Annotated in this window: 10 protein-coding genes; 7 read left to right on the top strand and 3 right to left on the bottom strand. The window is 54.6% G+C overall.

Annotated elements, in window-relative coordinates; all coding sequences use genetic code 11:
- Positions 1 to 4: 4 nt before the first annotated feature.
- Entirely contained in the window at positions 5 to 859 is an 855-nt protein-coding gene (locus LEPIL_RS12645) for a lysophospholipid acyltransferase family protein (protein ID WP_002772925.1), read from the bottom strand.
- A gap of 66 nt (positions 860 to 925) precedes the next feature.
- On the opposite strand from LEPIL_RS12645, the gene LEPIL_RS12640 reads away from it, so the two are divergent.
- From LEPIL_RS12640 to LEPIL_RS12625, 4 genes are read left to right on the top strand one after another with little or no spacing between them, the layout of a single operon-like run.
- Positions 926 to 1,579 (top strand): hypothetical protein, encoded by a 654-nt coding sequence (locus tag LEPIL_RS12640; RefSeq protein WP_002772924.1) that lies wholly within the window; start codon positions 926 to 928, stop codon positions 1,577 to 1,579.
- Entirely contained in the window at positions 1,579 to 2,634 is a 1,056-nt protein-coding gene (locus tag LEPIL_RS12635; RefSeq protein WP_078123466.1) for a fructose-bisphosphatase class II, read from the top strand. Before LEPIL_RS12640 ends, LEPIL_RS12635 begins: the two co-directional genes overlap by 1 nt.
- Positions 2,631 to 3,962, top strand: a complete 1,332-nt coding sequence (locus LEPIL_RS12630) for an oligosaccharide flippase family protein (protein ID WP_002772922.1) — start codon at positions 2,631 to 2,633, stop codon at positions 3,960 to 3,962. Before LEPIL_RS12635 ends, LEPIL_RS12630 begins: the two co-directional genes overlap by 4 nt.
- Positions 3,959 to 6,433 (top strand): transglycosylase domain-containing protein, encoded by a 2,475-nt coding sequence (locus tag LEPIL_RS12625; RefSeq protein WP_002772921.1) that lies wholly within the window; start codon positions 3,959 to 3,961, stop codon positions 6,431 to 6,433. Before LEPIL_RS12630 ends, LEPIL_RS12625 begins: the two co-directional genes overlap by 4 nt.
- 91 nt (positions 6,434 to 6,524) lie before the next feature.
- Here the strand turns inward: LEPIL_RS12625 and LEPIL_RS12620 are convergent, their stop codons facing one another.
- Positions 6,525 to 6,920 (bottom strand): zf-TFIIB domain-containing protein, encoded by a 396-nt coding sequence (locus tag LEPIL_RS12620; protein WP_002772920.1) that lies wholly within the window; start codon positions 6,918 to 6,920, stop codon positions 6,525 to 6,527.
- Positions 6,921 to 7,057: 137 nt separating this feature from the next.
- Here LEPIL_RS12620 and LEPIL_RS12615 point away from each other — a divergent pair, with 137 nt between their 5' ends.
- Both LEPIL_RS12615 and LEPIL_RS23490 read left to right on the top strand, forming a co-directional pair.
- The gene (locus LEPIL_RS12615) at positions 7,058 to 7,636 is read left to right on the top strand and encodes an NUDIX hydrolase (RefSeq protein ID WP_002772919.1); all 579 of its coding nucleotides are present in this window, start codon (positions 7,058 to 7,060) and stop codon (positions 7,634 to 7,636) included.
- Positions 7,623 to 8,279 carry a hypothetical protein gene (locus LEPIL_RS23490; protein WP_143464751.1) on the top strand — a complete coding sequence of 219 codons (657 nt, stop codon included), beginning with the start codon at positions 7,623 to 7,625 and terminating at the stop codon, positions 8,277 to 8,279. Before LEPIL_RS12615 ends, LEPIL_RS23490 begins: the two co-directional genes overlap by 14 nt.
- 756 nt (positions 8,280 to 9,035) lie before the next feature.
- On the opposite strand, the gene LEPIL_RS12600 is transcribed toward LEPIL_RS23490, so the two are convergent.
- Positions 9,036 to 10,043, bottom strand: a complete 1,008-nt coding sequence (locus LEPIL_RS12600) for an IS5-like element ISLil2 family transposase (protein ID WP_002769088.1) — start codon at positions 10,041 to 10,043, stop codon at positions 9,036 to 9,038.
- Positions 10,044 to 10,451: 408 nt separating this feature from the next.
- Here LEPIL_RS12600 and LEPIL_RS12595 point away from each other — a divergent pair, with 408 nt between their 5' ends.
- Positions 10,452 to 11,270: a DUF1295 domain-containing protein gene (locus LEPIL_RS12595; protein ID WP_002772916.1), complete on the top strand. Its 819-nt coding sequence runs from the start codon at positions 10,452 to 10,454 to the stop codon at positions 11,268 to 11,270.
- The last annotated feature ends 33 nt before the right edge of the window (positions 11,271 to 11,303 follow it).

Genomic DNA, 11,303 nt, shown 5'->3' with positions numbered 1-11,303 from the left:
GGCGTCAAGATGGCTCCGTTTTCAGGCGTCCTTCTTTACGTCGCTCCGCATGCTGGCTCAGGGCGAAGACCTGTTTCTCGAGATCTTCGGTGATCATGCGCGCGGCCCGTTTCGGGTCTTCTTGAGGATACTGCTCGGGGTGGATGGCTGATCCGACGTTGAAAAAGATCTCACGGCGAAAGAGCTCTCCGGAAAGAAGGGCGCCCGGTGTGGAGAGACGAAAGGCGCCGTTGATGCCGCAGGGGATGATCGGAACGCCGGCCTTAACGGCAAGACCCGCCGTCATAGGCTTGAACGGACCCATGATGCCGGTGCGGCTACGCGTGCCTTCGGGGAAAATAGAAAGGACCTCGCCCTGCTTGAGAAGGCCGATGAGAAACTCTTCGAGCTCTTGAAAGTACTTCAGGGTCTCTCGTGCCGTCGGCCCGCGATGATCTCGATCGACGGGAATGCCGCCGAGCTGTTTCAGAGCCTCGCGATGCACGATGCCATACAGACTGGCGATGCCTTCGATTAGAGGCCTGAAGATCGCCGAAAGCGGGCCTTCGGCAAAAGGAAGGCTGTCAAGAAATTCTTTCAATTCTTTCTCGGGTTCAAAGAGTTCGGCCTTCCCGAGAAAATGGAGCTTGCGAGGAGATGAAACGGCCTGGATGGGCACATCAAGATAATCCGTATGATTGCAGACGATGATCGCTCCGCCGGTTTCGGGAATATTCTCTTCGCCGGTGATGCGCAGGCGCATCGTCTGCTCCATGACGAGCTTCAATCCCTCACGGATCGTATCATAGGGCAGGGCAAAGAGTCGTTCGGGATTCTCTTCTTCGAGGTATTCCACGCCGAGACCGGATTCTTGATTCATATTCTCCTCCGCACGGACACGAGGTATTTTTCTTTACGGGATGAGGAAGCAGAATTTAACGAGGACGTGCTTCGATCTTCCATTACGTTCCGCATCCTGATCGGATTGACACTATTCACTCAGGCTGTTTCTTGCAACCTCTTTCATCCGAACAGGATTGCTGAGGGGCCTTTTTTCGTCGTCGAGCGAGAGCTGGTCGGCGACTTTCAGGGCCGCCGTCTTATTTTTAACGCCTTTGATTCGCTTGTGGCAACGGCGGAAGTGCGGCGGCGATGCACGGCCGATTTCGAGAAGGAGCGCGTGCAGTGCACCGATACGGTGACCTTTCTATCGGCAGAGTCCCCCGCTTCTCGGAACCATTCGCAGAACGAATCCACCGGCGATCCCGTGAGTGAATCCGTCGATTTTGCCATCGACTATCGGTACGATAGCGAACTTGACGTTCATCTTGATTACGCCCAGTCCGGCGTTCCGGCAAATCCGTTTCGCATCTTTCGCGGCGGAGAGAGCCGGGGCGCGGCCATTCAACTTTACGGCGATACGATGATTCCTCGCTCAGATGTGAGAGCGACGTTTGATATGACTCTGATTCGTGAGTCTGATGATAGAGGGAACGCTGGTCTGCCTCTTCGTTATTTCGAGCGTCGTCAGTATTCCTATCTCGGGCTGCCCACCGGCTACGAGCTGACCTACTGGCTGCGTGAGCAGGGAGATCGCTGATGAATTCGTCGTCAAATTCGCTATCAAGGTCGTCTTCTATGAAAGGCATGCATGAAATCGCCCACCGCTTTCTGGGCGTTACCGATCTCGTCGCTCGCGAGGTTATACAGTATTCGGGGAAGAACGACCGCCATCTTGCCGACTACCATGCCGTCGAGGTTATGCGCGACGCTCTGAATAATCTACCCTACCGAACGGAGATCCTGATCGGCGAGGGTGAGAAGGACGAAGCTCCGATGCTCTATGCCGGCGAGAAGCTCGGCATGCCCGTTGAAACGACCGAACCCTTCTGTGCCGTCGTCGATCCTCTGGAATGCACGACGAATTTCGCCCGCGGGCTTCCCGATTCGATGAGCGTTCTTATGGTGGCGCGCAAAGGGACGATTGTTCCCGTTCCGGGCACTTATATGGAGCAGATCCTTCTTCCTAAAGAAGTGGAAGACATATCGGGCATCTCGCTTGATATGAAGCCGTCTGAACTGCTGCCGATCGTCGCCGATGCCCTTGAATCGCACGTATCTGAGATCACCGTCGTCGTTCAGGATCGTCCGCGTCATCAGGAGCTGATCGAACAGATTCGCGAAATGGGAGCAGGAGTGGCCCTGATCGAATCGGGCAGCATCTCTGCCGCCGCCGAGATCATCCGTCGCAAAGAAGGGCGTTATACGATGATGTGGGGAACGTTCGGCGCTCCCGAAGGTCTTATCATTTCGTTTATGGCGAAGGCGTCGGGCTTCCAGTTCCTCGGCAGAGTGCAGCCGCATAACGAAAAGACCGAGCTGGAGGCCGAGAAATACGGCATCCTCGGCCGCACACTCTCTCGGGATGAATGGGTGGAGCAGGATGCCATACTCCTGATTTCGGGCATCCATTCATCGGTCTGGCTGGACGGCGTTCGCCGCATCAAGATACGGAATCCGAAGAATCGTATGCTGGATATGGACGTGCAGCGCTGGAGACATCTCGTATCGACGGTCGTCTGGACGATGAACTCCGTCGAAATCGTCGAGCAGGAGAACGGAGATCTGCGCAGCAGCCGTCCGTTCTTTGCATGATTGCGGCGATTGAAAGGCTTGTTCCGCGCAAGGTGCTCCGCGCCGGAGGACTGTTCTTCTCGCGTTCCTATCATTCTCTTTCTTCGCTGATCTTCTCCTTCCTTGTCGGCCGGATGTTAACCGTCGAGGAGCATGGGCTTTACGGTCAGTATTTCGCTCGCATCATCGTCTTTCAGGCGATTCTGGAAGCAGGGTTGCAGTATTCCATTATAAGATATCTGGCGCCGGCGGCCGCTGCAAACGACAGGCAGGAGGCGGCTGAGATCATCAGGGCCTCGCTCAAGTTGAAGCTATATGCCTGGCTTATCGTCTGCGTCGCACTCTTATACTGGCTGATCGAAGGCTTTCTACCGTTTCGCAGCGGGCTTTTTCCCGACGTCAGAGCGCCCGACCACATCGTGCAGGGTTCGTATGTCGTGCTTTCGGCGCTTGGCCTTTCTTTCTTTTCGTATTTCGATTCGCTTCTCGTCTCGTTTCGCCGTTACCGATCGTTAACCTTCTGGATTCCGACGACGGGCACGCTTCGCATCGTTCTTCTGTTCGCCCTGTATTTTCTGAACGACGGAACGCTTCGTATCGACGACGTCCTCTATGCCTTCATGGCCGGAGCGTTTCTTGCCTGGCCGTTTTATTTTCGCAGCTTTGACGCCTCGCTCTTATTCGCTCCCGTACGCAAGGAGCGTGTGCGGGCGTGGATCGATCGATTGATGCACTTCAATCGCTGGATTGTGCTCGCCTCGTTCTTCTCGATTCTCTCGGACTGGATGGAGGTGCTGCTCTTACAGGAGCAGACCGATGCCGCTCTGTATAACGCCGCCCGCATGCCGATGCAGGGATTCCTGATCCTTCTGGCGACGATGCAGTCCATTCTTCTTCCGAAGTTCACCACGTTTACGACGAAGGACGAATACTTCTCGTTTTTCAAGAAGATGTACGCCTTCATTGCTCCGGCGCTCGTCCTTCTTCTTCCTGGATTCTGGCTCTTTGCATGGTTCATTCCCGTCTGGTTCGGCGACGAATACACGGGCTCCGTTGCGCTATTTTTTATTATTTATCCTGGCTTTATGCTGCGTCTGTTATTCGCTCCGCTCGGCACCGCCCTCTTCGCCCTCGATCAGCCGCGTATCATCGGCATCGAAGCGGGCCTTCGTATGCTGGGCGGCATCGTCATCAATTCGATTCTGATTCCGCTGTACGGAGCGAAGGGAGCGGCCATTTCATCGGTGCTCTCGCAGTTTCCGGGATGGATCTTTCTTGTTTACTGCTATCTGCACTATTACAGACGTGGTAGTTTCCCGTCGGCCCTGACCGGAAGAGACAGCGCATGAAGGCCTATCGCGAAAGTGTTTTCAATCCGCCAGAAGGCGTGGGATTGCTTTCCCGCCTTTTCTTTCCCGTTCTCTATCGTCGCATCGAGCGCCTGCTCGGAACGGGCGATCGATCATCGGGCAACGAGATGTTTCGCGCTCTTGGCTTTGTCGGCGCCTTGATCGCCCTGATGATCGTGCTCATCACCTTCACGCTTGCCGATCCCGTTCTGGTCTGGCTCGACGAAGGATACGAAGAGCCGACGATCGTCTATGGCGTCGATGCGCAGGGGAATCCGGTTCAATTTGCAGAGTTTTATAACTTCAATCGTCGTCTCGTCAATCTTGAAAAAGACGATCTTGAAAAGCTGCCCGTGGCAGCGGCCTTTATCGCCTCAGAGGATACGCGCTTCTTCTCTCATTTCGGCGTCGATTTTGTAGGCATCATTCGAGCCGTATTCGTTAACCTCGCAGCCGGGCGCATCAAAGAAGGCGCCTCCACCATCACACAGCAGGCTGCCCGTCTGCGTTTCCTCGATCGGGAGCGCTCGTTTGCGCGAAAGGCTCGCGAGGCTTCTCTGGCCACGTTGATGGAACTCAAGTATCCGAAGCATAAACTGCTCGAGATCTACTTTAACGAGGTTCCGCTCGGGCATGGAACGCTCGGCGTCGAGGCCGCCGCTCAGTTTTTTTTCGATAAATCCGTGCGCGATCTGAGCTGGGGCGAGGCGACGGTGCTTTCGTCGCTGACGACGCGTCCGCGCGATTTCAGTCCGCTGAAATATCCGCGCAGGTCGATGGAGAAGATCCGCGTGACATTCCGGCGTCTTGTAGAGACGGGCGTGCTCACGCCCGAGCAGGCAGAGAAAGAATACAACGACATCATCCAGAACTATTTCCTCGTTCTCAATCGTTATCCAGACGAAGGCTCCTTTTCAAGAAGGCGTAACGATTTTCCCTACGCCACCGAATATCTACGTGTGCATGCGCTTCCCGAGCGATTCAAGCGGGACCTGAACCGCGCCGGATACCGCATCTATACGACGCTGCGCGTCGACAAGCAGGCCGTAGCCGAGAAGACGATGTATGACTGGCTGAAGCAGGTGAATCGCTCGCGTGTCGCTCCGAGATCGCCTTTCACGAAGTTCGAGGTCTTCGACGATCGACTGGGCGAGGCGATGCCTCTTCTCTCACAGTTCTTTGGAATCGCTCCGTTCAAAGTGAAGATGACAAGGGCGCAGCGCGACTTGCAGATGAAGTATCTGAAAGAGGCAAGCGAAGACCTTGTGTTGCTCGGCTATCTGGCCGGCGAATCAAACGTCGTCGGCGCCTTTGAGCGTGCGCTTACGCGACAGACGAATAACCCCGAGGAGAAGATCGACTATATCGAAGGCTCGCTAATAAGCCTTCATCCGCAAACGGGCGCCATCGAAGCGCTTGTCGGCGGCTCGGGCTTCACGCCCGGCAACCAGCTTTTGCGATTCCTGTCGGCCCGTCAGCCGGGCAGCTCCTTCAAACCCATCCTCTATGCCGCCGGCCTTGAGTACACGCGAGAGCATCCCGATGCAGCAAAGACGCTGACGGCGGCCACCGTTCTCGAAGATGCCCCTGTCGAATTCCTGACCGAAGATCTATCGGAGTATGAACCGGAGAACTACGGAAGCGGCTATCTCGGTCCAATCCGTCTGCGTAAGGCGCTTACGCTTTCGCGCAACATCTGGGCCATCAACGCCTACGTGCATCTCGGTCCTTCGGCCATCAATCCGTATATGGAAAAGCTGCTCGGCGCTCCCGAGGGATCGCTTCCGCGTGAGGCGTCGATCGCTCTTGGTTCACAGGATATCTCGCCGATACAGATGGCCTCTCTTTATACGATGTTCCCGACGGGAGGCTACAAGGCCGAGCCTTATTTTATCGAGCGCATCGAATCGAAGACCGGCGAGGTGCTCTATCAGAGTGAGGGCCCGAAACGCCAGAAGCTCATGTCAGCCGAGACGGCCTTTATCATGACGTCGATTCTGCAAGATGCGGTTAACGAAGGGACGGGAACGGGAGCGCGCATCCCCGGTCTGCCCGTCGCCGGGAAAACAGGCACGACGAACCGTTATTCGGGCGCCTGGTTCGCCGGGTTTATTCCCGACAACGTCACCGTCGTGCAGTTCGCCTACGACTTCAATAAAAGCATGGGATCGGGCGCAAGCGGCGGATCTATGTCCGCTCCGCCCTGGCGTCAGTATATGGAGCGTACGTATAACCGCAAGGTCGCTCGCTCATATGAATTACCCGCAGGCATCGTTCGTGCTAAGGTATGCGAGGCCTCGGGACAGAAGCCGGCCTCAAGCTGCTCTGACACGATCGAAGAGTATTTCATCTCGGGCACGGAGCCACGTGAGATCTGTGAGATCCATTCAGGCGGCGGCTCGGACCATGATCATCAGGAACGTCCGCGTCCGCCCGAGCTCATTCCGTCCATCGACGATTCAGGATTCTGATCGAGCAGGACCCGGGCATCGCCTATCAGAGAGTGCGTTTTTGCGAGAGCGCATCAGCGAGCCCGTATCTGTAAGCATCCATCGGCGACGTTCACGCCTGGTCGGAGCGATGCGGCTCGGCCGGGCCTTTGCGCAGTCCGTGGGGCGTGTAGATGAGCGGTTCTTTTTCGTCTCCCTGCAAATCGACGATGGCGCCAAGCAGCTCTTTCAGCGCCGCCTCGCTTAAAAAGGCGCCTTTACACTCCGGACATAGATAGGCCTCGGCGTTATGCCAGCGTTCGTGGCGCATACGCACATGACAGAGCGGGCAATAGGCCGCCTCAACCGTCGCATGCGGCAGGGCCTCGAACTCCGCGGCGGCCTGCGGCTCGCCCTCCGTGCTGCTGCGCACGCCATGCGGCGCATCGGCAGCGTGCGGAACGTCGGGCGTCGACGGTCTTCGCGGCACATCCTCGGCCTTCAGAATTCTAACAAGATAATCCCACACATCAATACCTGATCACAGCTTTCCGTAAGGCCGATGCCGGACCGGCGAGCTCCTATAGAAAGGAGGCGTCGCTTCGGTGAAGTAAAGCCTTTTTCTACTTGCACGAAGCTCGGGCACTGCCCGATATAGAGATACGCATGAAATACTGTAGCATCTGTGGAGGACCGCTTGAAGTCCGGGTGCCCGACGGCGACACCATGGAGCGGTATGTCTGCCCCTCTTGCGGAGAGATCCACTACCAGAATCCGCGCATGATCGTCGGTTGTCTGCCCGTCTGGAACGAAAAGATCCTTTTATGCAAGAGGGCCATCGAGCCGCGCTACGGCAAGTGGACCATCCCCGCCGGCTTCATGGAGCTGGGCGAGCGCGTCGAAGAAGGCGCCATGCGCGAAACGCACGAAGAGGCCAATGCGCGCGTCGAGATTTTGCGACTGCAGACCGTCTACAGCATTCCGCATATCAATCAGGTCTATCTGCTCTTTCTCGCCCGTTTGCTCGATCTGGATTTTCATCCGGGTACCGAAACGCTTGAGACGCGGCTCTTTCTGCATGACGAAATTCCGTGGGATGAGATCGCCTTCTCGGCCGTGCAGTTCTCGCTGCACAGCTATCTCGAAGACGTCGCCCGCCCCGACCAGGCGACGACGCATGTGGGCTTCTTTGACTCGTGTCCGCCCGGCGTCAGTGATCCGACGCGGTCCGATGCGCGAAGATGAGAGATGTAGCCAGGCTTCTTTTTTCAGCGATGCTGCTCGGGCTGGCCGGTGTGGGTATCTACTATTTTCTGATTCTTCTGTTGTACTTCTGGTTTTACTTCTCAAGTTGATCGTAAACCACTATTGCCTGTTCTTGTTCCGTAAGGGGGCGAATATGAAATCTTTAGGGATCGGCCTGCTGATCATGAGTTCTTCTGTTATGGCCTGTAGCAGTCCCATGCGACGTATATATGAATTACCAGAGCTGGGTTTTTCTTGCCCCGGAAGTGAGGCGCGTATTGAGTCCGTAGCAACTCCATATATACCGGCAGGTGCCGATCCACAAGAGGACACTTTTCCTCCAACATACGATGTGCACTACAGATACCTCTGCCGCTCAAGATTGATGGCTGAGGTCAGGGCAAGAGTCAACGGGCAGGGTGAAGCGGATGATTTCGTCACGATCAGAGTCGCCGGCCGGGAAGAAGAGCTTGTACGAACCCGCCGTGATAAATCAGGTGATGGAGGGATTGAAGGACTTATGGTAGACGGATCTTCGGCGAGGTGGTTGATACCGAAAGGTGGATTGTTCACACATGATCGGTATGAGTATTTCGTTTATGAATGGAACAGCGGCCAGCTCTATTGCTATGGTTGTGATTGATTGGAGAGCGAATACATGCTTGTTTGATCTGTTACGAGCAAGAGAATGATCGTTCCTCTGGAAAAATGGAGCCCGATTCGTTAGCCGGCGGGAGTGCCTCATTACCGGGACCGGCTTTAACGGGGGGCTGATGTGCGAGCATCGGGCTGAGTGGGAAAATTGAAGTGCCAGTTTCGGAAGATAATCGATCAATGTTTGACGCCGACAGCGATAGTAGGCTGTCATGGAGTGAATGGTGACGATAGTGAATGAGGGGGTCTATACTCGATCAAGAGTTTATGTCTTCGTTTTTCTCGCATATATCTTGTTCTCTGGTGTGTGTACTTATTTCGGGTTGAAATTTTCCTGTCATGTGGTGGATTATTATGTCTTCGCCGGCAGCATCTTTATCAACATATTTTTGTTCGGGAAGATGCTTTTCTCGCCCGGGCTTGTGAAAAAGCTGCAGGCAGTTTTTCTTGTTGGGATTTCATACACTATCTGGATTTTTGCCATCGTCGCCGTTATGATGTCGGTGTCTTATTCCTTGGGCCGGTTGATCGGTTGATATGTGAGGCAAAGGATTTGAAGGGGAGTATTGACCCGTTGGAATCCTCGCTCATAGATGTTCTGCGAGCATCGGGCTGAGTGGGAAAATTAATGTGTCAGGGGCGGGCGCAATGTGACATAACGTGCGCCGCCGGGGCCCGGCTTTGTTGTATTGAAACGGTCAGTAGAGTGCGAACTTCCATGCTCAGTCGTTTTAACATTGAGTCTTCAGGTTTTTATCGGAACAGAAACGGGCTTGCCGAGCTGATTGAGCTTGTTCAACAACCGGCTTCTCAAGAGAACTTCGGCTTGCTGGTTTGGGAAATTACGAGCGGCCATCCTTTCTCCGAATACTGTTTTGTAACGAAAGAAAGTCATTTCTACGAGTGATCGCTTATGATAGTCGCTTTCCTTCTTCCATGCTGCTCGGGTCTTCTCTCTCACAGCCCTGATAGTATCATCCCTCTGCCAGGATATCTTGAACCTTTCCGCATTTGAATACTTTTCATCGAGCGTCACTGCATGTTCGCGGGGTGGAACGATCACATTGATTCCGTTGATGCGGGCGGTATTGTAAACAGCATGAGTATCATAGGCTCCGTCGCCCCTGAACGACTTTATTTTCACGCCTGACGAAATCAAATCTCGCATCGCCTTTACCGCTTCTTTGCTGTCGCCGCTATCCTCATTATTGCTTGTTAACTCGGCATAAACTATCTCGCCGGAATTAACGTCGATTCCGATATGCAGTTTTCGCCACGTACGACGTTTTGAGGGACCATGCTTTCTGGTCATCCATTCACCGTCGCCATAGACTTTCAGCCCCGTCGAATCCATAACCAGATCCACGCCTTTTTTCATAGCCTTTGAGGCATTGATCGGCTTCATCTTGATCCCCGCCTGTCTTCTGCAAACCTGTGAATAATCGGGCACTTGCAGATCCAGCTTTAGCATCGTGAATAGCGACCTTACAAAACCGGTGGTCTGGCGAAGAGGGAATTTGAACAGGCCCCGGAGAGTCAGCATGAACTCAATTGCCTGGTCCGAATAAACAGGCTGATGGCCGCGTCCTCTATGACGGTATTCCGCTGCCCAGGTCGTGCTGATATCATCTGAGATCCATACGGTCAGGCTTCCCCGGTTCACGAGGGCCTGGTTATATTCCCGCCAGTTCTTTACACGATAACGTGTTTTCTCTTTTGCTTCGGTCTGTGTTTCAGCTTTTTTCCGGGCCATGCGTTCAGTTTATACGACTCATTGCAGGGTACAAGCATTTTCAGTACAACAAAGCCCTGAGCCCGATCTCGTTAGTCGAAGGCCTCATGCTCCAGTGCCTCTGGCAGATTACTGAAACTCACGGCTCTCTCAAATGCCTCTACGGGGTGCCGCAACCTTTTGACTTGACCGTGCGGCGAACGGAGCCCGCATACGCATCGAGGCGGAGCATGAGCCCTATGAACCGCTTGTGTATCGTCTTGCAGATGGGCAGCGACTCGCCCGCCTTCCGTAGCTTTCAGTCCATAGCCTGTTTCCGCTCAACCCCCGATTTTTCCTCTCCTTCGCCGCTCCTTCCACTCATCCAGAACCGTCCAATCTTAATAAAAAAGATTCGACATTTTTCTGGCCGACCCGTATATTCAGTATATGCTCGATACCTCTGTGCTTGTCCATCTGATCCTCGTCGCCGGATTGCTTGTTTTTCTGCTCATGTCTGCTCTCTGGCTTCTGCATTTTCCGCTGAAGAATGCGGCCATCGTCGACGTGGGCTGGACGGCCGGCTTTCCTCTTGTCGCCCTCTCGACCTATTATCTGGGCAATACCGATCTGCGTTCGGCGCTGATCACGTTGATGTCGCTTCTCTGGGCCGGGCGTCTTGGCAGCTATCTTTTCTTCACGCGCATCTTTCGCGCTCCGGAGGAGGGGCGTTATACGGCCCTTCGCGAGAAGTGGAGGACGAATATCGGAGCGAAGTTCTTCGCCTTCTATCAGTTTCAGGCGCTTACCGTCGTCCTGCTTTCCATCCCGTATTTCCTCGTAGGTGTGCATCCGCAGCCTGTAGAGTGGTGGGATGAGATTCACATCGTAGAATGGATGGGCATTGTCCTCTTCCTGGTCGGATGGGTGGGCGAGACGACGGCCGATTTGCAGTTGCATCTCTTCAAGAAAGATCCGGCCAATCACGGAAAGGTATGCGATAAAGGCCTCTGGTATTATTCAAGGCATCCGAACTATTTCTTTGAGATCGTCGTCTGGCTTGGCGTCGGCCTTTTTGCGGCGACGGCTCCGTTCGGATGGCTTGCCTTCGCGCCGGCCCTGATCCTGTCGTATTTTATCTTTCGGGTAACGGGCATTCCGGCCACCGAAGAACAGGCGCTGCGTTCAAAGGGCGAGGCATACGCAGAGTACCAGCGCACGACGTCGGTCTTTGTTCCATGGTTTAAGAAGAAACCGTTAAATGCATAAGTCGCTTAACGATTTCAGAAGGCGTTGGATTAA

It is taken from the genome of Leptonema illini DSM 21528 (assembly GCF_000243335.1).
Taxonomy (GTDB): domain Bacteria; phylum Spirochaetota; class Leptospiria; order Leptospirales; family Leptonemataceae; genus Leptonema; species Leptonema illini.
The sequence above is the reverse complement of the archived record's forward strand: the minus strand, read 5'-3'. Positions and strand labels throughout refer to the sequence as shown.